The following is a 26,893-nucleotide window of genomic DNA, read 5'->3' as shown; positions in this document are numbered from 1 at the left end:
AGGCCAGGTCAGGTCGTTCAAGCTGTCAGGTGATCGAACAGGATGGACGCACCCAGAGCCACGAGTCCAATGCCGCCGATGACTTCCGCCCATTTGCCGAAACGCACGCCGATCAGGCGCGACAGCAGCATGCCGCCGGTGGACATGGCAAAGGTGGCAAAGCCGATGGCAATCGCCACGATAACGATATTGACCTCGAGAAAGGCGAGCGACACGCCGACGGCCATCGCATCGATGCTGGTTCCGATCGCGGTTGCCATCAGGATCAGGATCGAACGGCTGTCTGAACCAGCCTGCTCGACTTCTTCCTTGCGTGAAAAACCTTCCATCACCATGCGGCCGCCGACGATGGCGAGCAAGGTGAAGGCAATCCAGTGATCGACGGCCTGCACATACTGGCTGGCGACGATGCCCGCCAGCCAGCCGAGCAGCGGCGTGATGGTTTCGACGACACCGAAAACAATGCCAGTGCGCAGCGCTTCCTTGAGCGGCGGACGTTTCAGTCCGGCACCACGGCTGACGGAAGCGACAAAGGCATCGATGGACATGCCGACGGCGAGCGCGGCGATCGTGAAGGGAGACATTGTTGGTCTTTCATCGGGACGTGAGGTTGGACGGCAAACGCACGCATCTGCCCCAGATGCGCTGCCGCCAACGGTCTCGCAGGGCCTTCCATAAAAGGCTGGCGGCGCCACGCAGGCAGATGCCCGCGATCATGTTGACGTCGCCCCGTCAGAATTGACGGTTGCTACTCCCCGAATGCGGTCCGGATACCGATTCGTTCGAAATAAGTCAACAAAAACAGTTTGTTATGGTATTGAGAAGCATTTGCATCTGGCGCGGAAAAATGCTGGATGAACCCGCCATCATGGCAGCAATTCCCGCAGAAAATCACCGCCGGTGAGAATTGTCATCACCAGTGTGATCGCCAGAAACAAGCCGATCGCGCCGAAAAAGGCGTTACGCTGGCCACAGGTCCGCGCCACCAGCATATCGTGGGCACCATGCATCAATGCCCATGCAGCGATAAGCCCGAAGAGGATGGCGATGCCGCCCAGCAGCGGCATGAAGATGGGGAAGGCGAGGCCGAAAGCGACCAGCCCGACAGGGATGCAGGCAAGCACGCCGCCCGCTTTCAGCATGCTGCGGGCCGTGTCGGCTTCACGCTGTTTCTGTTCCGGCGTTCTCCGCCGAAAAATCTTGAATGCCATGTGGTCCGAGCGTTCTCTCAGTTCTGTGGTTCGAGAAACTCGACCCACACCCTGTTGCCGCCGCCTGCCGATGCCCGGCGTGTGTCGATGCTGGGCTGCTCGTTGGCGGCGGGCGGGCGAAGCCGTTCCACCTGCAATATTTCCAGCATGCCGGTCGCCATGCTCGGCAGTCCGTCTCGGTAACGGAAACAGGTCCCGCGGTTGCGGATGGTGACGATGTCGTCGCCTCGGCAGATCCGATTGATGACCATGTAGGGGTTGCCTGTCAGCACCGCTGTCCGGGTGGCCGTCGCCACTTGCTCACGGTCGTCAGGATGCACCAGTTCCATATAATGCAACACCGAAAACCCGTTATTCGCCGTCTCGGCATCCAAGCCAAGGTTCTCGGCAAAAGTGGCGTCGCCCCAGATTTCGTCCTTGGCGATATCCCAGGTGAAATAGCCATAATGCGGTTTGTTGTTGAACGAATAGGTGTCTCCCATCCACCTTTCCCCCTCTCAAATGCCCTGTTGAAATCGTCCTCTTCAAATCAGTCTGAACATGATCTTTCGCAAAACAGCCTCCCGGCAAGGGAGGCTTTGTCGTTTTTCGACCAATCCCGTCGATTTTCATGGGTCCGCATATCTGAATACCGTATCAGATTTGCGGAATGGGTAATTATACCCCGACATATCAGCATGTTCGCAACTTGGCGGGCCCGTGTTCGTGCCGATGCAGACGCTGCATCATCTGATTTGAACACGTCGGGCACTCATGTTTTCCACAACGCCACCATCCATTATCCCATCTGCGACGGCATCGGCAGGCTGGACAAAGGGGGTGTAATTTTATAACGGTACATATGTTATAAAATTACATACATAGGAGACACCATGTCCCGCACCGGTTACGGCCTCGCGCTTGCCGCCTCCGCGCTCGCTTCCACATTCCTCGTGCCGCAGATTTCGTTTGCTGAAGAAGAGCATGCGGAAAGCTGGCGGCTGTTTATTGCCGATCATACCTTGCCTGCCGTGCGCGCCATCGATCTTGCTTCGGGCAAGGAGATCGGCCGTTTCAACACCAAGGGTTTTAATGCCCTGTCGCTGTCGGAAAGCGGCCGCACCCTGTTCGCCATCCAGGGCGATGAAAACCTCGTCCAGGCGATCGATACCGGCGTGGCGCTCTCCGACCATGGCGATCACCGCGATATCGAGCTTTCCGAACCAAAGCTGCTGCCCACCACCATCACCGGAAAGAAGCCCGGCCACGTCGTCACGCACGGCGATGACATTGCCGTTTTCTACGATCGCGACAACCGCTTCGATCTCCTCTCGGAAGAAGCCCTAATCGAAGGCAAACCGGCGATCCGTGGTTTCGAAACCACGCTCGCCCACCATGGTGTTGCCGTGCCTATGGGCAATTACCTGCTCACCTCGGTGCCGAAAACGGATGTGACCGTCAAGGAAGGCGAGCTTCCGCCGCGTCGTGGTCTGCGCGTGCTCGATCGCGAAGGCAAACAGGTCGGCGATATTGCCACCTGCTCGGACCTGCATGGCGAAGCCACATCTGCTCGTCTCGTCGCTTTCGGCTGCACGGAGGGCGTGCTGGTCGTGCGCCCCAACGGTTCCGAAGCCCCGAAGCTGGACCTGATTGCCTATGGCGACAAGCTGCCCAAGGGCAAGGTGTCTACCCTGTTGGGCGGCACGTCAATGCAGTTCTTCCTCGGCAACTATGGGGAAGACAAGGTGGCCCTGATCGACCCGGACGATGCCGAAATGCCGTATCGTCTCGTCGATCTGCCCACCCGCCGCGTCGATTTCGCGCTCGATCCGGCCGAACCGCGCAACGCCTATGTGCTGACCGAAGACGGCAAGCTGCACCTGATCGACACGATCGATGCAAAAATCAAACTCTCCGAAACCGTCACCGAACCCTATAGCAAGGACGGCCACTGGCGTGATCCGCGCCCGCGTCTGGCCGTTGCCGGCGACCATATCGTCATCACCGATCCGCGCCATAGCCTCGTACGTGTCATCGATCCGAAGACGCTCAAGGAAGAGCGCACCGTCGCCGTGGAAGGCCAGCCCTTCGTCGTGGTCGCAGCCGGCGGTTCCGGCGCCACGCATTGATCGGGACGATGGGGCGAGGGGCGGAGGGCGCCGTGCCCCCTTGGCGGCTGCATCCGCCCCTTGTCGATCCGTTCATCGGGGAGGGCGCCTGTGCGCCCTCTTTCGCGTTTACGGCGTCACGCCGAACGTATTGCAATGAAAGGCGAGGTCACTTTCCGGCGTAAAATCGTCGAAATCGCCAGCCCTTTGGCATTCCTCGATATACGCAAGCGCTTCGGCCGCATCGGGCTCTGCCGATTGCCACAGATAGGCCTTGGTCTCTTCCAGCCCGGAACCGCACAAAAGCTGCACGTCGATCGAACAATGCATATCGAAACCAGAGGTTTTTGCCCGCCAGATCCGCATAATGTCCTCGTTCCTGGCCTTTGAAAACAGCTGCACGCAGCAGAGCAGCGCAAGGTCTTGCGTCCGCTCTTCGCCTCGTTCTGCCTTTTCCAGCTCCGCTTCTGCCTGCAAAAGCTGGCGAATGGCGGGCAGGGCGTCGTCCGAAGGTGGCAGGCCGTAAAGGCGGAGGCTTTCATCAGTGTTCATCGGCATCGCTTAACGTTCCCTCCCGGCACTGGCAAGCTTGATCAAAATCCCGTCAGGACCTTGATATGACAGGAGAACGCGACGATCTATGGCGTCCGATCCCGCCCTCCGAGTGTCACTCCCTGTGTTTCATCTCTTCAAATTTCTTCTGAGCCTTTATGTCGTCGCCCGCTTCCTCTGGCCCATGCCCTGGCCGAAATGGATCAGGGCACTGATTGCCATCACGCTGATCGTGGTTTTCCAGCATAGCTATCTCAGCCTCCTCGTCTTCGGCACGATGTTCTCGCCCGAAGTGCCGCGCGCCGTCATGATCGCCGTCAACTGGCTGGCCGGCTCGGTTCTCTTCCTCGCCATTCTGCAGCTCACGCTCGATATCGTCTCGCTCATCACCGCCGCCATTCGCCGTCGTCGCATCCGTGTGCCGGCCGCTTTGCGTTATGCTGTCGGCGTCATCGCGCTCTCTACCGCAGCCTTTGCCGTGTCCCAGGCCATCCGCGTGCCGCCGGTCAAGGAAATGGAAGTCCGCATTAAGGACTTGCCGGCCGAATTCGATGGTTACCGCATGATCCAGCTGACGGACCTGCACCTCAGCCGCCTGTTCGAAGCCCCATGGGCGGAACAGACGGTGGCGCTCGCCAATGCCCAGAATGCCGATCTCATCGTGCTCACCGGCGATCTCATCGACGGCACGTTGCAGGCCCGCGAAAAGGATATCGCCCCGCTGGCAAAACTGCGGGCAAAGGATGGCGTCTTCACCATTCCCGGCAATCACGAATATTATTTCGGTCATGACGAGTGGATGCACAAATATCAACAGCTTGGCCTCACCACCATTTCCAATGGTCACGTGGTCCTGCAGCGCGGCGAGGGAAAACTCACGCTTGCCGGCGTTAACGATGTCAACGCCACCCGTTTTGAGCGGGAAGGCCCGGATGTGACCAAGGCGCTTGCCGGCGCGCCGGAAGGTGCACCCGTCATCCTGCTCGATCACCAGCCCCGCAACGCGCGTGTTTCGGCCGCTGCCGGTGCCGATTTGCAGCTCTCCGGTCACACCCATGGCGGCATGATCCGTGGCTTCGACCAGCTTGTGGCCCGTTTCAACAACGGTTTTGTATCGGGTCTCTACGATGTCGATGGCATGCAGCTTTACGTCAACAACGGCACGGCGCTGTGGATCGGTTTTGCGCTGCGCCTCGGCGTGCCGTCGGAACTGACGGTGATCACCCTCAAGCGTGCGTAATCACTCGACAAACCCGATCATCGGCCCATAGCCGCCATGCCATGACCAGTCTGCCCGCTTCAGGGCGGGGTTGAAAAATCCCGCCCCCTGGCCGCCATCTAGAAACAGCGCATCCGGGCAGTTCAGATGCGACCGGAACAGAGTGGCAAAATCGAAAAAGTTGACATCGTCCTCGCTGATGACGAAGCGCATGTCGTCGCCTTCGCAAACGCCGACGCCGCTGCGCCGGGTGCGATCATTCGATCCCTGTATGAAGATCGGGTTCAGCTTGTCGGAAACCACCAGAATCGGGCCGGATTGGGTGGCAAACTCCGCCTTCGGCCGCTCTTTCAGAAACCGCTCTGTCGTCAGAATGCCGGCACCCTCAGCGCCGAAATAGAAGATGCCGTTCGGCTGCTTGTAAAAATTCGGAATTTTGGATTGCGGCCCTTCCATCTTTTTCAGGTCGGCAGGACGCAATTCCTTTCCCGCCTCGATATAAAGCCCCATGGGCGCATAATCGGTGCCATACATGCCGGCATTCATGGCAAAGACCAGCGCCTTGTCTTGCGCCTTCGTGGCGTCTGCCAGTGTGCCGAACCCGCGGTAGGGCGCGCCATCGGCCTTTTGCCAGAATAGCCTTAGCCGCGCATCCTTGGCTTCGACTGAGCAGACGATATAGCGCGCGCCGGCAAACTCCCGTCGTTCGCAGGGCTCCTCCGCAGCGACCGAAGGAGCAGCGCCGAGGAAAAACGAAGCGGCGGCGAAAAGCCCGTAGCGCAGGTCGATCATGATTTGGCTCGCATTGTTGGCTGGCATTCACAGATGGCGTGACTAACGGTGTTTCGGTGGCGGGTTCAAGGCAGACATTTGATCGGAGAAGCCCGCATTGCGTTTGTGTCTGGATCCTCGGGCTTGACCCAAGGATCCAGACACAAACCTTGAAGCGGCAACTCCTATGACTAACGCTCCGAAATTGACAAAAGCCCGTGGAGGTTTTGAGGGGTCGATTTAACGAAATCAATATCTTGAGTCAGAGTTCATCTACGCTTTTCGGACCCGTGCGATACTTCGCGTGTTCCATCGTGGATACACCGGGAGGCGTCCCGGCGAGTTGGAGCCGGCGCTGGTGGTGGAGAAAAGACTTAAGTCTCCATCAGCAGGGTTCGCGGAAACTGGTTCCCCTCCGGCGACACGGGGGAAATGGAGAGGCAGTCAAACGCCTCTCCGTTTCTGAAGCCCGAACGAGCGCGCCGGGCGTGCCTGTGCGGCACACATGATGGCCGGTCGGTGGCAAATCACCGGGATGGCTTTCGCAGAGGGACCGAAGTCGCGGACAAAAACCGTCGAACGGGGCACGTCGTGCGCAATTATAAAATTTAATTAGGAGGCACAGGACGTGCCCCGGCCGCATGATCCGGACAAATGCCAGACAATGGCACCGGGCAAAAATGAAAATTCGAAGATCGCCAAGGTCGGACTCCGGCCAAAATTCCTCAAGCGACTCAACGTCTTCGAACGCTCTCGAAAAACCTCCGAAAACGTCATTCGAAAAGAATATTCATTCACTGTTTGTTCTTGTGTTGACTCTGAGTACGAAATGAGAACAAAATGCAAACATAACGAACACGGGAGACTACGAATGACCGACCTTCTTCGTGATATTGCCGCATTCGCATCGATCGCGACCTTTCTGGCCAGCCTATCGCTTTTCATGATGGCCATGTGAAAAGATTTTTCGGATCGCCGAGGCAAAGCGCGGCTGTCCATCGACAACCGCCTCGGGATCTGCCCGGGGCCATACGCTGCCCAACTGTTGAAAATGAACGTTCGGGCCTGTGAATGACGGTAGAATCCGCATTCGAAACTGGACTCTCACGCGCCCAAGCCGGACAATAGGCCGATTCATCGAAAAGGCATCGGCGACAGCATGGCAGACCATATAGACGTGACCGCAGCAACGAATGGTGAGAGTGCTTCCACGCCGCAATTCGTGCATCTGCGCGTCCATTCGGCCTATTCGCTGCTGGAAGGCGCATTGCCGCTCAAGAAAGTGCTTGGCAAGGCCCTCTCCGATGGTCAGCCGGCGATCGCGATTACCGATACCAACAACCTCTTTGTCGCGCTCGAATTTGCCCAGAAGGCATCGGGCGACGGTTTGCAGCCGATCATCGGCTGCCAGATGTCGATCGACATGGAAGATGCCGGCGATGAGAAACGCGGCAATGGGCTGCAAAAACTGCCAGCCATCGTTCTGCTTGCCGCCACGCAAGCTGGATATGAAAACCTCGTTGATATCGTCAGCCGCGCTTATCTCGGCGGCGAGGGTGGCAGTGCAGGCATTCACATCCGCCAGTCCTGGCTGCAGGAAATGGGTGTTGAAGGCCTGATTGCGCTCACCGGCGCCAGCACCGGCCCGGTTGATATGGCGCTGAATGATGGCCACCGCCCACAGGCCGTCGCTCGCCTGTTGCGGTTGAAAGAGACGTTTGGCGACCGGCTTTATATCGAGCTGCAGCGCCATGGCCGCTACGACCGGCGCCATGAAAAATCGATGATTGCGCTCGCGTATGATCACGAAATTCCGCTGGTCGCCACCAACGAGGCGTTTTTCCCGACCCGCGACGATTACGATGCCCATGATGCCCTGATGGCGGTCGCCCACGGTGCCATCGTGTCCGACGATACCCGTTTTCGCCTGACGCCCGACCACTATCTCAAGAGCCGCGCGGAAATGGCAAAGCTGTTTGCCGATATCCCTGAAGCGCTGGCGAATACGGTCGAGATCGCAAAACGCTGTTCGTATATCCTGAAGACGCGCAACCCGATCCTGCCGCGTTTCACTGGCGTCAGTGATCACCCGGAAGAGGACGAACGCAAGGAAGCGGCGGAATTGCGCCGCCAGGCGGTCGAAGGTCTGGAAAATCGTATCAAGCTGCTCGGCATGACCGAGGGATACACCGAAAAGGACTATCACGAGCGGCTGGATTTCGAGCTGAGCGTCATCGAGAAGATGAAGTTCCCCGGCTACTTTCTGATCGTTGCCGACTTCATCAAATGGGCAAAGGATCAGAACATTCCGGTTGGCCCGGGTCGTGGTTCGGGTGCGGGCTCGTTGGTCGCCTACGCGCTCACCATTACCGACGTCGATCCGCTGCGTTTCTCGCTCCTGTTCGAACGTTTCCTCAATCCCGACCGCGTATCGATGCCCGACTTCGATATCGACTTCTGCCAGGATCGCCGCGAAGAGGTGATCCGCTACGTGCAGCGCAAATATGGGCGCGAGCAGGTGGCGCAGATCATCACCTTCGGTTCGCTGCAGGCCCGAGCGGCGCTGCGCGACGTCGGTCGTGTGCTGGAAATGCCGTATGGTCAGGTCGACAAGATCTGCAAGCTGGTGCCCAACAATCCGGCCAATCCGACGCCGCTGTCGAAGGCGATCGAGGAGGAGCCGAAGCTGCGCGAAGAGGCCGAGGCCGAACCGGTTGTCGCCCGCCTTCTCGATATCGCCCAGAAGGTCGAAGGCCTTTACCGCCACGCCTCGACCCACGCCGCCGGTATCGTCATCGGCGACCGTCCGCTGTCAAAGCTGGTGCCGATGTATCGCGATCCGCGATCCGACATGCCGGTCACCCAGTTTAACATGAAGTGGGTGGAGCAGGCCGGCCTCGTCAAATTCGACTTCTTGGGCCTGAAGACGCTCACCGTGTTGAAGACGGCGGTGGATTTCTGCCGCAAGCGCGACATCCATATCGATCTCGCCACCATCCCGCTCGATGACACGCTGACCTATGAGATGCTGTCGCGCGGCGAAACGGTCGGCGTGTTCCAGGTGGAAAGTGCGGGCATGCGCAAGGCGCTGCTCGGCATGAAACCCGACTGTATCGAGGACATTATTGCGCTCGTGGCGTTGTACCGTCCGGGTCCGATGGAAAACATCCCCACCTACAATGCTCGCAAGCATGGCGAGGAGGAGATCGAGTCCGTCCATCCGTCCATCGATTATCTGCTGAAGGAAACGCAGGGCGTTATCGTCTACCAGGAACAGGTCATGCAGATCGCGCAGGTCCTGTCGGGTTATTCGCTCGGCGAAGCCGACCTTCTGCGCCGCGCCATGGGTAAGAAGATCAAGGCGGAGATGGACCAGCAGAGCGAACGCTTTGTCGATGGCGCCATCAAGAACGGTGTATCGAAGCCGCAGGCCAAGAACATCTTTGAACTGCTGGCGAAATTCGCCAACTACGGCTTCAACAAATCACACGCGGCGGCCTACGCCATCGTCTCCTATCAGACTGCCTATATGAAGGCGCATTACCCGGTCGAGTTCCTCGCCGCGTCGATGACCTACGATATGGCCAATACCGAAAAACTCAACGATTTCAGGCAAGACGCCGGACGTCTTGGCATCAAGGTTCATGCGCCTTCGGTGCAGACGTCGTTCCGAAAATTCGAAACCGGCGACATGCGCATCTATTATTCGCTCGCCGCCATCAAGGGCGTCGGCGAAGGCGCCGTCGATCACATCGCCGAAGTGCGTGGCGACAAGCCATTCGAAAGCCTCGAGGATTTCTGCCTGCGCATCGATCCGAAACAGGTCAACCGGCGTGTGCTGGAAAGCCTGATCTTCGCCGGCGCCTTCGATTGTTTCGGCATTGACCGCGCAGCCTTGGTGACAGGCATGGACCGCATCATCGGTTACGCCCAGCGTGCGGCTGAAAACAAGACCAGCGGCCAGTTCGACATTTTTGGTTCGGGCGGCGGTAGCGGGGCGGGGCCGGAAAAGATCACCATGCCGGTCTTCGATCCGTGGACGCCATCCGAAAAGCTGATGAAGGAATATCAGGTTCTCGGCTTCTATCTCTCGGCCCACCCGCTCGACAGCTACAAGGAAACGCTTGCCAAACTGCGCGTGCAGACCTTTGCCGATTTCTCGGTCGCCGTGAAAAAGGGCGCCAGCGCCGGGCGTCTCGCCGGCACCGTCACCGGCCGGCAGGAACGTAAAACCCGCACAGGCAACAAGATGGGCATCGTCACATTCTCCGATTCATCCGGCGGTTATGAAGCCATCCTGTTTTCCGAAGCCCTGGCGCAATATCGCGACATGCTGGAACCCGGCAAATCGCTGGTCATCATCGTGCAGGCGGACGAACGCCCGGAAGGCATCGGCCTGCGCATCCAGAACGTCCAGTCGCTGGAGGAGCAATCGGTGCGCATGCAGAAGGCGCTGCGCATCTTCGTGCGCGATGCCAGCCCGATGAAAATAGTCGCCAAACACCTGAACGGTCGTGGCGATGGCCAGGTCTCGTTTGTCGTCATCAAGGATGATGGTCGCCGCGAGATCGAGGTCTCGCTCAACGACCGCTACCGCCTGTCACCGGAAATCGCCGCAGCGCTCAGGGCCGCACCCGGCGTGCTGGATGTGGAACTGGTGTGATGCGGGATCGCAGTCTGGTTCTGGCTGCGTTGGCGGTGCAGTTTTCCACGATTACAGGTCAACTGCAGGCGCAGGACGCTCCGGAATGGGCGACAGGTGACGAGGCCGGCACATGTTTCGCAGCCACCATTCGCCCGGGCACCGGCATCACCTATTCCGCCAAGGACAAGCTGCAGATGTTTCTTGCCGGCAGCATCGGCGCCATCAGGGCACCGGCGCCAACTGCACGCGTGGAAATCGGCAGTCTAGCAACCGATCTGCGCATGAAACCCGTCGATGATATCGGAAATTGGATGTTCGAGCCCAAAACCGATCAGCAGATGCTCCGAAAGGTCGTAGATGAGATCCTGAAAGGTACGGCTGGCCCGCTGAAAATTCACAGCGTTGACGGTGGTTTCGAAATGAAGGTGGAGACCAAGGAACTGAAGGCGCGCGGCGATGCCTTTCACGCCTGTGTCAAGCGGATTCGCCCGACATCTGATGACAGCCCCGTCGAGCGACAGGGCCATCAGTGTGGAAGCGGAGCTTCAGTAAAGCCCCACGCCCAGTGGCACAGCCCGCACCTTTCGAACCGGCTTTTCAGTCCGTGGCTTTGATGAAACCGTCTGCGCTTCGATCCGCTCCGGCGAGGAGCGGGTGATGGTGATGAAATCGGTGCCGTCGCCGGTGTCCTGGCCGATGCCCTGATCGTTGATGGTGATCGAACTGCCGCTGGTCAGCATGGTTTCGATCCGGTCGCGCAGATCAGAGGAAATCTCGATCCGGTCGAAAGCCTGTTGTGCCGCTGTTTCGGTCGTGGTGAAGCCTGCATCGCTATTGGTGATGCCCAGACGCTTCATCATCGCTTCCGGCAAACGGTTCGGCAGCGTCAGCGCCTGCCACCCTGCGGTGCCTTCTGCACGATCGAATGCGGTTGCGGTGAAAAGATGTGTTCCGAGCGCAGTTTCAGGATTCCTGATGCCGACCGGGACCGACAGGATCGGCTTGAAACCCTGGCGGATCATCAACTGTCCCGTTGGTGCCTTGGGCTTGCCGCTTGTCTCGTAGAGTGCTTTCAGAAACTCGTTGGTGAGAAAACCTCTTGCTTCCAAGCCCTTCCAGCGCTTGAAACCCTCGACGGCAGAGCGCGTCATCGGCCCGACAAAGCCGTCATGTGAACCGGCATCGAAACCGAGGTCATTCAGCATGGACTGCACATCGGCCACCTGCTCGCGTTCGCCACGGCGGGTGATGAGAATGCGCAAGGGCGCCGCTTCCTGCGTCTCGGCCTCGGCCTTTTTCGGGGTGGTCAGCAAAGGCGAGGAGGGTGCCATGTTCATGGCCACTTCAAGTTGCTTGGTCGTGCGGGCAAAATTGTCGGCGCGCAGCGGCACATCGGACATGAGATTGGCCGGAACCGGCTTTTTCGGTGCAAACAGTTTTGCATCATGCAGCATGACAGGCGTCACCTGCCCATCGGTGATCACCACATGCACGCCGCGCTCGGTCTGGCCGTAAAGCGATTGCGCAAACTTGGCCGGCAGGCGCACGCAACCATGCGAGGCCGGATAATTCGGCACGCTGCTTGATTCGTGCAGCGCAATACCGGACCATGTCAGACGCTGCATCCACGGCATAGGCGCGTTGGAATAGATGTTGGATTCGTGGTATTTTTTCTTGTCGAGGATCGAAAAGATACCGGCCGGCGTATCGTGGCCTTCCTTGCCGGTCGAAACCTTCGACGTCGCCACGACCGTGTCTCCGTCATAGACCGAAAGCGACTGCTTGTCCTTGGAAACGATGATCTGCAGGGTCCGTGCGTTTTCTGCCAAGGCCGTTCCGGCCAGCACGCAGGTGGACATCAATGCAAGGCCGAAGGCCGCAAGCCGGGACATGGAAACCTCATACGCAATACAGGCTCACAGTCTATGCCGACATGCTTAAGAAAGGCTTGACCGGCGCGCGCAAAATTGTCGTTTTGCAACACGATCGTCTCACATTGCGGTGACAGGCGCGGTAAGGTTGCCGGCGACAATGTCAGCGTTTGCGGTCTTTTCCGCCAAAAGTGTAGCCGGTCTCCACCGCACCCTTGCCAAATTTGTCGCGCAACTTGTCGATTGCCGCCTCCGCCTGCGCGCGCCGGGTCGCCTGCTGGTCGACAAGATCGGGCGGATCAGCGCGGGAGCTGCCTTCAAGATCCGTGACGCCGATGCCGAGCAGGCGAAACTTTGTGCCGTCCGTTTCGCGCTCCATCAGTTGCAGCCCGGTGCGAAAGATCCGGTCGGCAAGCTGAGTAGGGTCCTCCAGCCGACGGTTGCGGGTACGGCTTTTGAAGTCGGTAGTCTTCATTTTCAACACGACCGTATGCCCGGCGATGTCGTGTTTCTTCAGTCGGGTCGAAACCTTTTCGGAAAGACTGCGCAGGATAGGCACCAGTTGCTCGTGGCTGGAGATATCATCGAAGAAGGTCGTTTCTGCCGAGACGCTTTTCGCCGCCTCGTTGAGATGCACGGTGCGATCATCGATACCACGCGACAGGCGATAGAGCCGCTGGCCCATCACACCGTACCGGCGCATCAGGTCGCTTTCGGCCATGGCCTGCAATTGCTTGATGGTGCGGATGCCGTCGGCTTCGAGCGAGGCATTGAAGGCCTTGCCGACGCCCCAGATGGTGGTGACGGGACGAGGCGCCAGAAAGTCGAGTGCCTCGGCCTTGCCGATCACCGAAAAGCCACGCGGTTTTTGCAGGTCGGACGCGACCTTGGCCAGAAACTTGCAATAGGAAAGACCGACGGAAATCGAGATGCCGAGTTCGCTTTCCACCCGCTTGGCAAAGCGCGCCAGCGTGCGGGCCGGCGGATCGCGATGCAACCGTTCGGTGCCGGCCAGTTCGAGAAAGGCCTCGTCGATGGAAAGCGGCTGTACCAGCGGCGTCAGATCCTGCATCATGGCACGCATCTGCCTGCCGACGGTCACGTATTTTTCCATGTTCGGCTTGATCACCACCGCATCCGGGCAGGCTTCCAATGCCTTGAACATCGGCATGGCGGAGCGCACGCCGCTGATGCGGGCAATGTAGCAGGCGGTGGAAACCACGCCGCGCTTGCCGCCGCCGATGATGACGGGCTTGTCGGCAAGGCTCGGGTCGTCGCGTTTTTCGATGCTGGCATAAAAGGCGTCGCAATCGATATGTGCCAGCGTCAGCCCGTACAGTTCCTTATGGCGCAAAAGGCGAGGGCTGCCGCAGGCACGACAGCGGGTGCGGCCTTCGGGTTGCTCCGTCAGGCAGTCGCGGCAAAATCCGCCCGGTTTGTCTTGCGTGTCGATCTCGGTCGCCATCTTCGGAACAAATGTTGAACAAGTCGACATTAGGCCGTAAGATCGCAACTCTCAAGCGGGAAGGAAGCAGGCATGCACGACTTCCAGACCTATTTGTCGCAGCGGAAATCAGCGGGGCAGCCAGTGTGCCCGGATCAGTTCTTCCGCATGTCGCCAGTCGCGGGCACGAACGATATCGTCCTGCGGTTTCGGCGCCATCAGATGCAGCGCGCTGTCGGGCATCATGTGAATAAGCAGACTGTCCGGCATGTGCGTGCGCACCGAATGAAGGTTATGCGCCATGTCGTCGATGAAGGTGGTCGGGAAGATACGTTCGGCATTCAGCCGTCGCATCATCGGCCCCTTCGGTTCCTCGCTGGCGATCAGCGGAAAGGCGAGCCCCAACCTGTCCAGCAACCGGCGTCGCTGTTGGCTGTAGAGTGGCGGCATGGCAGTCAGGAACACCACGTCGGCATCGGCCGAGAGCGCTTCCAACGTCTGCACCACCTCTTCGATAGGCAATTGCCAGCTTTCCTGCGCTTCGAAAAACGCGCCGATCAGCCGGTAAACACCGGCAATATCGACTTCCAGCCTCGTGTCGCTGGCGACGATATTACCCATCAGGTTGAAGGAGCGTGGCAGAAACTCGTGGCCTTGCGCGAGCAGGAATTCCTGAAACGGGGCGGCAAAATGCAATACGACGTCGTCGACATCGCAGACGACAAGCGGACGGTCGCTGACGACGACATGCGAAACATCGAGAATATCGCCTGTTCCTCTGGCCATGCCGTTTCAGTCCATTGCCGGGCCGGAATAGTGATGCCATGCAGCAACGACAGTTTCCGGCTTGGTATTGGTGGTTTCGCAAAAGGCCATCAGGCTCGGTTCATGCGCCATCACGAAATCCAGCATGCCGGCGAGGAAGCCGGGATCATTGATCGCCTGTCGCAATTGCGGGGCCTGAATGCCGGACAGCGCCAGAAAGCGGCTCATCATGTCCGGTTCGCTCGCCAGCCAGCCGAGCAGGGTAACGGCGGTTTCTTCGGGGTCGACGGCTGCCGCTTTGTCTTTCTGACGCGGCTCAAGCGGTCCTTGCATGCTCTCAAGTTACCTTTTCTTCAAACAAATTACTCTAGACTGAAACGAACAAGAGTTTTTGGAATCGGTCGTGGGGTGAACTTATATCTTCGCGATGTCGTTACAAGGCCGGAACCGGCCGTTCACGGCCAAGTTTCCGTGCGCAACAAGGATCGTTCATAAATGGTCAAGCAGGTCATGATCGTCGAAGACAACGAGCTGAACATGAAGCTCTTTCGCGACCTCATCGAGGCTTCCGGTTATGCGACGATCCAGACACGCAACGGAATGGAAGCGCTGGATCTCGCCCGCAAGCATAGGCCGGATCTCATCCTCATGGATATCCAGCTGCCGGAAGTATCCGGTCTGGAAGTAACCAAGTGGCTGAAGGAAGACGACGAGCTTCATGTCATTCCTGTCATCGCCGTCACAGCCTTTGCCATGAAAGGCGACGAGGAACGGATTCGACAAGGCGGCTGCGAGGCCTATGTATCGAAACCCATCTCGGTGCCGAAATTCATCGAAACCATCAAGACCTATCTGGGCGACGCCTAAAATTCGGGAAAATTGCCATGACGGCGCGCATCCTTGTAGTCGACGATATTCCGGCCAATGTGAAACTGCTCGAAGCCCGGCTTCTTGCTGAATATTTTGAGGTGCTCACCGCTGAGGACGGTCCAAAGGCGCTCGCCATCGTCGAAAGCACCAGTGTCGATCTGATCCTCCTGGACATCATGATGCCAGGCATGAGCGGCTTTGAAGTCTGCGAGCGCCTGAAGGCGAACCCACGCACTGCCCATATTCCGGTGGTCATGGTAACGGCGCTTGATCAGCCATCCGATCGTGTGCGCGGCCTCAAGGCAGGTGCGGATGATTTTCTCACCAAGCCAGTCAACGATCTGCAGCTTATCTCGCGGGTCAAAAGCCTGGTGCGCTTGAAGACGCTGAGCGATGAATTGCGCATTCGCTCGGAAACTGCCCGCACGATCGGCATGGAAGACATGCTGAAGGGGGATGGGCGTGAGGAGGCGGGACATGTTCTGCTCGTCGACAGCCGCGCCAGTTCGCAGGAGCGGATCATCAAGGCGTTGAAGCCGATCGGCGAAGTCACCGCCATGTCGGATCCGCAGGCTGCATTGTTCGAGGCCGCTGAGAACCCGATCGATCTGGTCATCGTCAACGGCAATTCCGGTGAATACGATCCGCTGCGCCTTTGCTCGCAGCTCCGCTCGCTGGAGCGTACCCGTTTCATTCCGCTGCTGCTGGTCACTGATCTTGGTGACGAGGACCTGATTGTGCGTGCGCTCGATCTCGGTGTGAACGACTATATCGTCCGCCCGATCGATCCAAACGAACTGGTGGCGCGCACACTCACGCAGATCAAGCGCAAGCGCTATAATGATCGCCTGCGTTCCAGTGTGCGCGAAACCATCGAGCTTGCCGTCACCGATGGGCTGACGGGCCTTCAGAACCGCCGCTACCTCGATAATCACCTGAAGACACTGTTCAACCGCGCCGCCGCGCGTGGTCGCTCGCTGTCGATCTGCCTTGTCGATATCGATCGTTTCAAACAGGTGAACGACACCTATGGCCACGATGTCGGCGACGAAGTTTTGAAAGAATTCGCCTCGCGCATTCGCTCCACCGTGCGGGGAGCGGATCTCGCCTGCCGGTATGGCGGAGAGGAATTTGTGGTCGTCATGCCGGATACCGATCCGGCGCAGGCCGCAACGATCGCCGAGCGCCTGCGTGCCATGGTGGAAACGCAACCGTTCCATATCCGCAGTCTTGGCATCAATCTGACCGTGACCGCCTCTCTCGGGATCGCCGGTAATGAGCCAGGCGTCGAAACACCGGACCAGTTGTTGAAGCAGGCGGACCTGGCCCTTTACGAGGCCAAGAATGGCGGTCGTAATCGCGTCGTAGCCTTCGCGGCCTGAAGAATCGAATCGGAGTTGCCAGTTCTGCGCGCTCCAATGGCTGAAAATCGCCATGATGCGCCTGCCGTCGAGTTGTTCACAGGCCGCTGGCAAGAACTTGATTACTCGAGTGACCACCGTAATCTTGAAGATTAAATCGCAGTAAAAACCTGTGATTCAGTCGTGTTTAAGTTGATTTCAGTGAAAAACGTGCCCGATGACAGGCGCATTGCGTTAATTTGTACTTGCTAAAGATTTCATATTAACGAATGCTTTTATTCCTAGCGTCGCTAAATTGTTGAATTGAAACGATGGATGCTAGGGCGCTATGGTTTCTTGCTGATGTAAAACTCGTGTGAACCTCCAGCAAGGCGCGTCATTTTTAACCATAGCGGTGCAAAAATGCACCGCTTGTTAAGATTATGTTGCTTTTCCTGGGAATTTGAGCGAGTTTGCTATCAACAAGCAGATGTTCCTAGCGGAACACGATACCCCATGATGCTCAGGTCCGCCGCATCTCCTGGGTCGTGGGGTCGGTCGATCGGCAGGCATGCCAAAAACGGTTCCTCGTGCCGTGATTGCAGGCTGATCGACCCCCAAATCAAAAGCGCCGTCTCCTTCGGGAGCGGCGCTTTTTCTTTGCGCGCTATTTGGCTGGCCAAATGGGAGATGGGCCAAAATCCGGGCAACAAAAAAGGCGCGGAGCCGGATGGCTGACGCGCCTTAAAAGCCGAAACTTGGGATCAATTACTTGATCTTGGTTTCTTTGAACTCGACGTGCTTCTTGGCAATCGGGTCGTACTTGGTCTTGCTCATCTTGTCGGTGAACGTACGGCTGTTCTTCTTGGTGACGTAGAAGAAACCCGTGTCCGCCGTCGACAGCAGCTTGATCTTGATGGTCGTAGCTTTCGCCATGGTTTTCTGCCTTCTGGAAAAATGTAAGCCGTGGACGACCAGTCGGAGCCCACTGCTAAATCTGGCGCGAAATTACAAATCGCGGGCCAAAAGTCAACTCCGTTTCGACTGGAAAAGCGGTCTGGCCAAGGAAACCAGCACGTAAAAGGCGAAGAATGCCGCCAGCGCCCATGCAAAACCGTCATTGCCGGCCACATCCATGGCCGCACCGATTCCCTGTGGGCCTGCTACCGTGCCCACCGCGTAACAGAAAATGAAGGCAGCATTGGCGGCCGCAAGGTCAGGCCCGCTGAGGCGTGCGCCCAGATGTGCGAGGCCGACCGTATAGAGGCCGGAGACGCAGCCGCCCCAGAAAAACAGCACCACGGCCATCATCAGCCAGTTGTGGATGAGGAAGGGCAGAGATAGGGCGCCAATGACGCCGAGCACCGCCATGCCGAACAACAGCGGGCGACGGTCACGCATCTTGTCGGAGATCAGGCCGAGCGGGATCTGGAAGGCCATGTTGCCAACACCCATGATGGTGAGCAGCAATGCCGCATCCGGTTCCGGCATATTCTCACGCAGAGCGTAGATCGTGAAAAGCGACAAACCGCCGGCCGAAACCGCGCCAAAGGCGAAAACGGCAGCCGTTGCGGAAGGGACAAGCAGGATGTAGTGGAAAAAATGCCGCTCCGGCTTTTCGTCCAGCACCGGGCTTTCGCCGCGGGCGATGAAAATCGGTATGATCGCCAGAAGGATGATGCCGGCGCCAACCGCGAAGGGCAGGATGCCGTCGCTGCCGAGGTTGGAGAAGAGCAGCGGGCCGAGAGCAAAGCCGACGGCCAGCATGGTGGCATAAATGCCGAGAACAAGCCCGCGTCTGCGTGGTGGTGCCGCCTGATTGATCCAGAACTCGGAGAGAATGAACAGCATGGTGGTTGCGCCGTGGAAGGTAAAGCGCAGCGGGAACCACATCCAGAACGCTTGGGCGTAATAAAAGCCCAGGCCACTGACCGCCGCGATCATGATCGCCAGGATCATTGTGCGGGCAACACCGAAGTCATGCGCCAGCTTCGTCGTCAGCGGTGCGGCCAGCATGGAGGCCACACCAGCCATGGCTGCATTGAGCCCGATCTGCGTTGCCGGGACGCCGCGCTTTTCCAGGATGATGCTGAGCAGAGGCAAGCCAAGACCGATGGCGATGCCGACCGCGCTGATGGCAGCAGTGGCTGCGATGAGAGACGGCCAATGAATTTTTTCGACATGGCCGTTCTCGTCGGTCGTCGGCTGCGACATTCAAAAATCCTTACAGTCGGCTGCGGACAAAACGCCCGTGACGCATGGAATAGAAGGAAACGGAATTTTCGAATGGGAGGTCGCGATCCGCTTCCATCAGTCTCTTCACGTCTTCCAGCACCATCTGTGTGATGCGGGCGAGTTTCACACCGGAAATCGCTGCAATGTCAAGCCATTGCAGGTCCTCCAACTCGTCCGTATCGCGCAATTGCGTCAGGTCGAAGACGGTTTCATCGCAAAAGGCCAGAAAGAAGTGCGTATCATAGCGACGGACATTGCCGGGCGGAGTAATGGCGCGGGCGATATACCGCAAACGGGAGAGGTCGGCTGGGCCGCCGGCTGGCACGATGCCGGTTTCTTCGTGCACCTCCCGAAGCGCCGCAAGCGCCAGGGCATGGGCCCGGCGATCAGTCATTCGGGCGGATGTGGCTGCCAGAAGCTTTTCCAGAACAAGAGGGTGCAGGTTGTTGGAAAAGGGCAGGGCATGATCGCCCGGATCGCGCCGACCACCGGGAAAGACGTAGACGTCCGGCATGAAGACATGCCCGCTCGAACGGCGCCCCATCAGCACGCGGGGTGCAGGAGTGGAACGGTCAACAAGGATAAGGGCAGCGGCATCCTTCGGGCGAATACGGGCGGTCGCCGTCCTTGCGGAGGGCTCATTCGGTGCCGGCGTGAGGTTCACCGGCGCATCGCTCATTCTACGGGGCCGCCGCGGCCGGAATCGATGTCTTCGCGTTCGCCGCCAAAACCATGCATCTTCAGCGCCCATTGCAGGCCGATGACGCCGCCCTTGATGGGCTGGATGGTCAGGAGGGCGGAGAGCACCGTCAGAGGCGCCCAGATGGCCAGATGCGCCCAGGGCGAGATGTCGAACACCGTGTCGGTCATCATGAAGCCGCCGAGCGCGACGTGTCCGACAACGACGATGACGATATAGGGCGGCAGGTCGTCGGAGCGATGGTGATGCATGTCGGCGCCGCAATTGGCGCAGGTATCGACGGGTTTCAGTAAAGCGCCGAACAGGCGGCCTTCACCGCAAGCGGGGCATCGGCATCTGAGGCCCCGCATGATGGAACGGCCAAGAGGACGTTCCGCCTCGCCGGTATCGCCGTAGCGAACCGGTTTCGGGTTCTCTGTCGTGTTGGTGGTCGCCTCCCTGACCGTCATCACTCGTTCCTATCGTCTCGGGTGCATGCCCGCCTTGCCGCGCGCGGTGCGCCGCTGCCGGCCGGCCTTGTGGAAGGATCGCGTTCCGGCGGCGATCTTGCGGCCTTCGCTGATCATTTCGAAACGCAACGAACCGGCCAGCGGGATGGCTTCGACGAGTTTCACGTCGACGCTATCACCCAGCTGGTAGCCAAGCCGCGATTTGTCGCCAATCAACGCCTGATGAGCCTCGTCATAGATAAAATAGTCACGGCCTAGCGTGGAGATCGGCACAAAACCGTCAGCGCCATAGGTCGGCAGCGACACGAACAGTCCGGATTTGGTAACGCCCGAAACGCGGCCTTCGAATTCCTGGCCGACACGCTCCGAAAGGTGGTGCGCAATCAGGCGGTTGATCGTGTCGCGTTCGGCGGCCATGGCGCGGCGTTCGAAGGTCGAGATTTCCGCCGCGATATCTTCCAGCTGCGCTTCTTCGGCAGCTGTAATGGCGCCTTCGCCCAGACCCAGCGAACCGACGAGACCGCGATGCACGATCAGGTCGGCATATCGGCGGATCGGCGAGGTGAAATGCGCATATTTCATCAGATTGAGGCCAAAGTGGCCGATATTGTCCGGGCTGTAGATCGCCTGGCTCTGGGAGCGCAGCACCATCTCGTTGACCATCACCTGATGTGGCGTATCGGCGGCATTGGCGAGGATGCCGTTGAACGAGTTGGCGCGCACCTGTCCGCCCTTGGCCATCGGAATTGAGAGCGTTGCCAGAAATTCGCGCAGCACTTCCTGCTTGGCGAGCGACGGGCCGTCATGGATGCGGTAGACGAGCGGCTGCTTTTTCTTTTCCAGCGTCTCGGCGGCGGCAACGTTCGCCTGGATCATCATTTCCTCGATGAGCTTGTGCGCATCGAGACGTTCCGGAATGATCACCTTGTCGACCGTGCCATCGGATTTCAAAATGATCTTGCGTTCCGGCATGTCGAGTTCGAGCGGCTGGCGACGGTCACGCCCGCGCTTCATCACTTCATAGGCATGCCACAGAGGCTTGAGGATCGGTTCGAGCAGCGGGCCGGTCTTGTCGTCCGTCTTGCCGTCGATCGCCGCCTGCGCCTGCTGGTAAGAGAGCTTTGCGGTGCTCTTCATCATGATGCGATGAAACGTGTGGCCGGCCTTGCGGCCTTCCTTGGAAAACGTCATGCGCACGGCCAATGCCGGCCGATCTTCACCTTCGCGCAACGAGCATAGATCGTTGGAAATCCGCTCCGGCAGCATCGGCACGACGCGGTCGGGGAAATAGACGGAGTTGCCACGCTTCAAGGCTTCGCGGTCGAGTTCGGAACCTGTGCGGACATACCAGGAGACATCGGCAATCGCGACGGTGACGATGACACCGTCCGGGTTGTCCGGCGATGTGTCGGGCTCGGCGTAAACGGCGTCGTCATGGTCCTTGGCGTCGGCCGGGTCGATGGTCACGAGCGGCAGGGCGCGCCAGTCTTCACGCTTCGACATGTCGGCCGATGTTGCGGCTTCTGCCTCGTTCATTACCGACTGCGGGAAAATGTGCGGGATGCCGTGCGCATAGATGGCGATCATGGAGATCGCCTTTTCGCTGGCGACCGAGCCGACGATATTCAGCACCTTCGCACGTGTCAGGCCAAAACGGTTGCCGCGCAGGATGTCGGCTTCGATTAGGTCGCCATCTTTGGCATTGCCAAGGTCATCGGCGGAAATCTGCATTTCCTCGCCGCGACGGTCGATCGGCATCAGCCGCGCGCCGCCTTCCGCCATCATGCGGATAACGCCGAGCGATGCGTTCTGGCGCTTGTCGATGACCTTGATAACGCGGGCCGTGTAGGCCGGACCGGAGCGATCCTTGTTCGGGAAAATCTTAGCAAGAATGCGGTCATTGAGGCCAGCGATCGCGACCTTGCCCTTGCCGCGCTTTTCGGAACCCTGACGGATCAGCACGGCGGGTGCAGCACCCGCATCCTCCGGCCATTCTGCCGGACGGCCGATCAATTCACCATCCTTGTCGCGAGTGGTGATGTCGAGAACCGTGACCGGGGGCAGGGCGCCGGGCCGCGACAGGGCCTTGCGATCCTTCTTGAGTAGGCCTTCGCTTTCGAGGTCGCGCAAAAGATCCTTCAGTTCGACGCGGGTCTCACCTTTGAGGCCAAACGCCTTGGCGATATCGCGCTTGGAGGCGCGATCCGGATTGTCGGCGATGAATTCCAGCAAAACTTCGCGTGGCGGGACGGCACCGTGCACGATGGCAGAGCCACCGCTTGCCGTTTTGGGCTCGCCATTGGCGCGCCTGTCGGTGCGCCGGCTGTTCGGCTTGTCTCCGGTATGGCCCGGTTTCGTCCTGTCGCGCGGTGTCTTCACGTGGTTGTCTTCTTCGCCTTGGGTGCGGCAGTCTTGGCCGGTGCCTTCTTGGCAGCAGCCTTTTTCGGTGCGGCCTTTTTGGTCTCGCCGTCAGCCGACTTGGCCGCGGTTTTGGCTTTTGCCGGGGCCTTGGCTTTTGCAGGTGCCTTCTTGCCCTTGGCAGGCGTCTTGCCACCCTTTTCGACGATCAGGGCAAGCGCTTCTTCCACAGTCACCGACTGCGGATCCTTGCCCTTCGGCAGGGTGGCGTTGACCTTGGCCCAATTGACGTAAGGGCCATATTTGCCGTCACGAACGGTAATCGGCCCACCATCAGGATGTTCGCCGAGTTCCTTCAGCGCTGCCGGTGTGCCGCGGCCACGGCCGCCCGGACCCTTGGCCACCTTTTCGGCAATCACGGTCACGGCGCGGTTGAGGCCGATCGAAAATACGTCCTCGATGCTTTCGAGGTTGGCGTAACCACCATCATGCAGCAGGAAAGGCCCATAGCGGCCGAGACCGGCGGAAATCATCTTGCCGCTCTCGGGGTGCTGGCCGACATCGCGCGGCAGGTTGATGAGCGCGAGCGCCTTTTCGTGATCGATATCTTCCGGCTTCCAACCCTTGGGCAGGGAAGAACGCTTGGCTTCCTTGCCTTCGCCACGCTGAATGTAGGGTCCGAAACGGCCCGAACGCAGCGTCAGTTCCTCGCCGGTCATCGGGTCTGCGCCAAGCGCCTTCGGCTCGTTGAGGCCGGATGCTTCCGCCTCATTGCCGTCCGAGGACAGCTGACGGGTAAAATTGCATTCAGGATAGTTCGAGCAGCCGACAAAAGCGCCGTATTTGCCGAGCTTGAGCGACAGGTTGCCGGTGCCGCAAACCTGGCAGATGCGCGGATCGGAACCGTCTTCGCGGGTCGGGAAGACCAGCGGCGCCAGCGTCTCGTTCAGAGCGTCGAGAACGTTGGTGACGCGCAGTTCCTTGGTGTCTTCGATCTGGGCAAAGAAATCCGTCCAGAATTCTCGCAGAACCTGTTTCCAGTCGAGTTCACCAGCCGAGATCTTGTCGAGTTTTTCTTCCAGATCCGCTGTGAAATCGTATTCCACATACTTGGTGAAGAAGCTTTCGAGGAAAGCCGTGACCAGTCGCCCCTTGGAATGCGGGATCAGCTTGCGCTTGTCGATGACGATATATTCGCGGTCGGACAGGGTCTTCAGCGTCGCGGCATAGGTGGAAGGACGGCCGATGCCGAGCTCTTCCATCTTCTTGATCAGCGATGCTTCCGAATAACGCGGCGGCGGCTCGGTGAAATGCTGGGTCGAGTTGACCTTGTTCTTGTCGAGCTTCTCGCTGGCATTGATCTGCGGCAGACGACCATCATCGTCGTCATCATCGCTTTTTTCGCCTTCTTCCTTCTGGTCCATGTAGGCGCCAAGGAAACCGTCGAAACGCACGACGGAGCCGACGGCACGCAGGCCGGCCTTCTGGCCATTATTGTCGGCGATGATCTCGACCGTGGTGCGCTCGATTTCGGCCGACGCCATCTGGCTGGCGATGCCGCGCTTCCAGATCAGGTCATAAAGGCGCAGCTGGTCGCCCTCGAGATACTGGCGCACCTTGTCGGGCGAACGGTTGAAGTCGGTGGGGCGGATGGCTTCGTGCGCTTCCTGGGCGTTTTTCGCCTTGGTGGAATAATGACGCGCCTTCTCCGGCAGGTAACGCTGACCGAACTGATCGACGATGGCATCGCGGGCAGCGTCGATCGCTTCCGGGGCCATCTGCACGCCGTCGGTACGCATATAGGTGATCAGACCGACAGTCTCGCCGCCGATATCGACGCCTTCATACAGTTTTTGGGCCACCTGCATGGTGCGCGAGGCATTGAAACCGAGATTGGAGGAAGCGGCCTGCTGCAGTGTCGAGGTGGTGAAGGGAGGGCCGGGATTGCGCTTGACCGGCTTTGCCTCGACCGTGTCGACAGTATAGGCGGCGCCATCCAGCAATGATTTCAGGCGGCCGGCTTCTTCGCCGTTCTTGATGCCACGCGGCGGAAGTCGCTTGCCATCGGCAGCCGTGAGCTTTGCTTCGAACTCGTCACCGCGTGGTGTTTTCAGCAGTGCCGAAAGGTTCCAGTATTCTTCCGAAACGAAACGCTCGATCTCGTTTTCGCGGTCGCAGACGAGGCGCAGCGCCACCGACTGAACGCGACCGGCCGAACGCGCGCCCGGCAGCTTGCGCCACAGGACAGGCGACAGGTTGAAGCCGACGAGATAATCCAGTGCGCGGCGGGCCAGATAGGCATCCACCAGCGGCACATCGATATCGCGCGGATTGGCGATCGCGTCGAGTACGGCCTTTTTGGTGATGGCGTTGAACACGACACGTTCCACCGGCTTGTCGCCCAGCACGCGTTTTTTCTTCAACACGTCGAGAACGTGCCAGGAAATGGCTTCACCTTCGCGATCCGGGTCGGTCGCGAGAATGAGGCCATCCGAGCTTTTCACGGCATCGGCGATGTCCTTGATACGCTTCTGGGACTGAGCATCGACTTCCCAGATCATTTCGAAATCCTGATCGGGAAGAACGGATCCGTCCTTGGCAGGCAGGTCGCGAACATGCCCGAAGGACGCCAAAACCTTGTAGCCCGCGCCGAGATACTTGTTGATGCTCTTAATTTTCCCGGGGGATTCTACGACGACAACTTTCATTCTGCTTTTCTCTGGAACGAGGCAGGCCACATAAAAACCGCGGTATTGCTACGGCAGGGCCGGAAATCTGACCTCCCGACATGGAGGGCGTTTGCTCTGGGGTCAAGGGGGCACGGCCAAATTAGCTTACTCAACGCAATTCAACCTATGCGATATCTCGCGTTGAGTGCAATTTTAAATAAATACGCTATTCCTGATGAAACGTAGTGTTGAACCAGCCGATTGACGGCGTTTTTCCGCTTGTTGGTGGGGGCAGAATGATCTTGGGATTTGGACATGTCGGTGGGGGAGATGAGACACGACAGAACATCGCCTATATCCATGAAATGTTGGGACAGTTGCGACACGTGGCGCAAGTGGAAGGGGCTGACATGCTCTGTTACCTGATTGAGATGGCCTATGTGGAGGCGGGAGACCTGGAGGCAGGACGGCGCCCGCTGTCATCGATCAAACGAAAGGGGCCATGATCCTTGCTGCTGGTGTTCAGAACCATTTTTGGGTTTGAGCGAAGCCTGATGCGCCGTTTCAGTAGTCAAGCGAAACCATTCCGCCCGAATGACGGTGCAGCCGTCCGGCAAGATCCAGCTCCAGCAGGATCAGATAAACGTTAGAGGCCGGAAGTTCGGTGTGGCGGATGATGTCGTCCACCTCGACCGGTGTCGGGCCGAGCGCATTGATAATGTTGCCGCGTGCGTCGTCATCCGGCGGCATCATGTCGCTGTCCTTGACCGGTTCCTCGATGATCGGTGGCGAGAAGAGGTCGAGTTGCGAGAGAGGTGCAAGCGCCGACAGGACATCGTCCGACCCTGTGGTGATGATGGCGCCTTCCTTCAGCAGATTGTTCGTGCCGTGACAGCGCGGATCGAGCGGCGAGCCGGGTACGGCAAACACCAGCCGTCCGAAATCCGCAGCCATGCGTGCGGTGATCAGCGATCCTGAACGTTCTGCCGCTTCAACGACAACAACCCCGAGCGAGATGCCGGCGATCAGACGGTTGCGGCGCGGAAAGTCACGTGCACGCGGTTCCCAGCCAAATGGCATTTCGCTCACGGAAAGTCCGCTGCCGTCGGTAATATCATCGAGCAGGCCAAGATTTTCAGGAGGGTAGGGTCGGTCAAGGCCACCGGCCAGAACCGCGATCGTGCCGGTATCCACGCTGGCGCGATGGGCTGCAGTATCGATGCCGCGTGCGAGCCCGGAGGTGATGACATAACCGGCGCGGCCGGCATCGCGGGCGATCATCGCCGCGAATTTTGCGCCGCTGATGGAGGCATTGCGTGAACCGACAATGCCGACAGATGGTTTGGTGAGGGTCGAAAGATTGCCTTTGACGGCGATCAGCGGCGGTGCGCCATCGATCTGGCGCAGCGCCGGCGGATAATCCGGCTCGCCTATGCCGATGAACACGGCGCCGTGTCGGGCAGCGGATTCCAGTTCCCGTTCTGCATCAGCGCGCGAGGCGATGCGGACGGAGCGGGTGGCTCCGCCGCGGCGTGATAGTTCCGGCAAGGCGTCCAGCGCCGCCTCGGCTGAGCCGAAATGATTGATAAGACCACGGAACGTCGTAGGGCCGACATTGTCGCTGCGGATCAGCCGCAGCCATGCCAGTCTCTGGCGGTCGGTCAGCGCGATTCCCGTTCGTCCTGCGCTGCCCCCCGGCATGTCTCC

General features: G+C 59.1%; 24 protein-coding genes. 8 read left to right on the top strand and 16 right to left on the bottom strand.

Translation table 11 applies throughout. From position 1 onward, the window contains the following. Positions 1–17: 17 nt before the first annotated feature. The 3 genes from GAO09_RS19935 to GAO09_RS19925 all read right to left on the bottom strand — a co-directional run bounded on the left by GAO09_RS19935 (position 18) and on the right by GAO09_RS19925 (position 1,693). On the bottom strand, positions 18–584 hold the full coding sequence (locus GAO09_RS19935; protein ID WP_153356440.1) for a manganese efflux pump MntP: 567 nt from the start codon (positions 582–584) through the stop codon (positions 18–20). 282 nt (positions 585–866) lie between these two features. Then, a complete protein-coding gene (locus GAO09_RS19930) occupies positions 867–1,211 on the bottom strand; it encodes a hypothetical protein (RefSeq protein WP_153356437.1) in 345 nt (114 codons plus the stop codon). Between the two features lie 17 nt (positions 1,212–1,228). Continuing rightward, positions 1,229–1,693: a PAS domain-containing protein gene (locus GAO09_RS19925; protein ID WP_153356434.1), complete on the bottom strand. Its 465-nt coding sequence runs from the start codon at positions 1,691–1,693 to the stop codon at positions 1,229–1,231. A 390-nt stretch (positions 1,694–2,083) separates the two neighbouring features. Between GAO09_RS19925 and GAO09_RS19920 the strand changes: the two genes are divergently transcribed. Further along, positions 2,084–3,319, top strand: coding sequence for a metallochaperone AztD (locus GAO09_RS19920; protein ID WP_153356431.1), 1,236 nt, complete (start codon positions 2,084–2,086; stop codon positions 3,317–3,319). Between the two features lie 108 nt (positions 3,320–3,427). Here the strand turns inward: GAO09_RS19920 and GAO09_RS19915 are convergent, their stop codons facing one another. Continuing rightward, positions 3,428–3,850: a hypothetical protein gene (locus tag GAO09_RS19915; protein WP_153356428.1), complete on the bottom strand. Its 423-nt coding sequence runs from the start codon at positions 3,848–3,850 to the stop codon at positions 3,428–3,430. 88 nt (positions 3,851–3,938) lie between these two features. On the opposite strand from GAO09_RS19915, the gene GAO09_RS19910 reads away from it, so the two are divergent. Beyond that, entirely contained in the window at positions 3,939–5,090 is a 1,152-nt protein-coding gene (locus GAO09_RS19910) for a metallophosphoesterase (protein WP_153356425.1), read from the top strand. Here the strand turns inward: GAO09_RS19910 and GAO09_RS19905 are convergent, their stop codons facing one another. Further along, entirely contained in the window at positions 5,091–5,861 is a 771-nt protein-coding gene (locus GAO09_RS19905; RefSeq protein WP_153356422.1) for a phosphodiester glycosidase family protein, read from the bottom strand. 607 nt (positions 5,862–6,468) lie between these two features. Between GAO09_RS19905 and GAO09_RS19900 the strand changes: the two genes are divergently transcribed. The 3 genes from GAO09_RS19900 to GAO09_RS19890 all read left to right on the top strand — a co-directional run bounded on the left by GAO09_RS19900 (position 6,469) and on the right by GAO09_RS19890 (position 11,099). Continuing rightward, positions 6,469–6,798 carry a hypothetical protein gene (locus GAO09_RS19900; RefSeq protein WP_153356419.1) on the top strand — a complete coding sequence of 110 codons (330 nt, stop codon included), beginning with the start codon at positions 6,469–6,471 and terminating at the stop codon, positions 6,796–6,798. 201 nt (positions 6,799–6,999) lie between these two features. Beyond that, entirely contained in the window at positions 7,000–10,503 is a 3,504-nt protein-coding gene (gene dnaE, locus GAO09_RS19895; RefSeq protein WP_153356416.1) for a DNA polymerase III subunit alpha, read from the top strand. After that, on the top strand, positions 10,503–11,099 hold the full coding sequence (locus tag GAO09_RS19890; protein WP_153356413.1) for a hypothetical protein: 597 nt from the start codon (positions 10,503–10,505) through the stop codon (positions 11,097–11,099). Before dnaE ends, GAO09_RS19890 begins: the two co-directional genes overlap by 1 nt. On the opposite strand, the gene GAO09_RS19885 is transcribed toward GAO09_RS19890, so the two are convergent. From GAO09_RS19885 to GAO09_RS19870, 4 genes are all read right to left on the bottom strand, one after another. Beyond that, complete coding sequence (locus GAO09_RS19885; protein WP_153356410.1) at positions 11,031–12,377, bottom strand: L,D-transpeptidase family protein; 1,347 nt, start codon at positions 12,375–12,377, stop codon at positions 11,031–11,033. The genes GAO09_RS19890 and GAO09_RS19885 overlap by 69 nt on opposite strands. A gap of 142 nt (positions 12,378–12,519) precedes the next feature. Then, positions 12,520–13,821: a DNA polymerase IV gene (locus tag GAO09_RS19880; RefSeq protein WP_153356407.1), complete on the bottom strand. Its 1,302-nt coding sequence runs from the start codon at positions 13,819–13,821 to the stop codon at positions 12,520–12,522. Between the two features lie 108 nt (positions 13,822–13,929). After that, on the bottom strand, positions 13,930–14,586 hold the full coding sequence (locus GAO09_RS19875; RefSeq protein ID WP_153356405.1) for a hypothetical protein: 657 nt from the start codon (positions 14,584–14,586) through the stop codon (positions 13,930–13,932). A gap of 6 nt (positions 14,587–14,592) precedes the next feature. After that, a complete protein-coding gene (locus tag GAO09_RS19870; RefSeq protein WP_153356402.1) occupies positions 14,593–14,898 on the bottom strand; it encodes a DUF3572 domain-containing protein in 306 nt (101 codons plus the stop codon). Positions 14,899–15,060: 162 nt separating this feature from the next. On the opposite strand from GAO09_RS19870, the gene GAO09_RS19865 reads away from it, so the two are divergent. Both GAO09_RS19865 and GAO09_RS19860 read left to right on the top strand, forming a co-directional pair. Further along, on the top strand, positions 15,061–15,432 hold the full coding sequence (locus GAO09_RS19865) for a response regulator (protein WP_132273239.1): 372 nt from the start codon (positions 15,061–15,063) through the stop codon (positions 15,430–15,432). 17 nt (positions 15,433–15,449) lie between these two features. Next, a complete protein-coding gene (locus GAO09_RS19860; RefSeq protein WP_153356400.1) occupies positions 15,450–16,817 on the top strand; it encodes a PleD family two-component system response regulator in 1,368 nt (455 codons plus the stop codon). Positions 16,818–17,543: 726 nt separating this feature from the next. On the opposite strand, the gene rpmG is transcribed toward GAO09_RS19860, so the two are convergent. The 6 genes from rpmG to topA all read right to left on the bottom strand — a co-directional run bounded on the left by rpmG (position 17,544) and on the right by topA (position 25,225). Then, entirely contained in the window at positions 17,544–17,711 is a 168-nt protein-coding gene (gene rpmG, locus GAO09_RS19855; RefSeq protein WP_052637931.1) for a 50S ribosomal protein L33, read from the bottom strand. 93 nt (positions 17,712–17,804) lie between these two features. After that, a complete protein-coding gene (locus GAO09_RS19850) occupies positions 17,805–18,989 on the bottom strand; it encodes an MFS transporter (protein WP_153356397.1) in 1,185 nt (394 codons plus the stop codon). Between the two features lie 10 nt (positions 18,990–18,999). Next, positions 19,000–19,689 (bottom strand): NUDIX hydrolase, encoded by a 690-nt coding sequence (locus GAO09_RS19845; protein WP_153356394.1) that lies wholly within the window; start codon positions 19,687–19,689, stop codon positions 19,000–19,002. Then, positions 19,686–20,159, bottom strand: a complete 474-nt coding sequence (locus GAO09_RS19840; RefSeq protein ID WP_153356391.1) for a DUF983 domain-containing protein — start codon at positions 20,157–20,159, stop codon at positions 19,686–19,688. Before GAO09_RS19840 ends, GAO09_RS19845 begins: the two co-directional genes overlap by 4 nt. A 9-nt stretch (positions 20,160–20,168) precedes the next feature. Beyond that, positions 20,169–22,538, bottom strand: a complete 2,370-nt coding sequence (gene rnr / locus GAO09_RS19835; protein WP_410768498.1) for a ribonuclease R — start codon at positions 22,536–22,538, stop codon at positions 20,169–20,171. Beyond that, positions 22,535–25,225, bottom strand: a complete 2,691-nt coding sequence (topA, locus tag GAO09_RS19830; protein WP_153356388.1) for a type I DNA topoisomerase — start codon at positions 25,223–25,225, stop codon at positions 22,535–22,537. Before topA ends, rnr begins: the two co-directional genes overlap by 4 nt. Before the next feature lie 257 nt (positions 25,226–25,482). Between topA and GAO09_RS19825 the strand changes: the two genes are divergently transcribed. Continuing rightward, positions 25,483–25,692, top strand: coding sequence for a hypothetical protein (locus tag GAO09_RS19825; RefSeq protein ID WP_153356731.1), 210 nt, complete (start codon positions 25,483–25,485; stop codon positions 25,690–25,692). Between the two features lie 58 nt (positions 25,693–25,750). Here GAO09_RS19825 and dprA read toward each other — a convergent pair whose 3' ends face one another. Then, positions 25,751–26,887, bottom strand: coding sequence for a DNA-processing protein DprA (gene dprA / locus GAO09_RS19820; RefSeq protein WP_153356386.1), 1,137 nt, complete (start codon positions 26,885–26,887; stop codon positions 25,751–25,753). Between the last annotated feature and the right edge of the window lie 6 nt (positions 26,888–26,893).

Origin of the sequence: Endobacterium cereale (genome assembly GCF_009617585.1) — a bacterium.
GTDB classification, from domain to species: domain Bacteria; phylum Pseudomonadota; class Alphaproteobacteria; order Rhizobiales; family Rhizobiaceae; genus Neorhizobium; species Neorhizobium cereale.
Note: the sequence above shows the minus strand (reverse complement) of the source record. Positions and strands in the feature narration are given on the sequence as shown.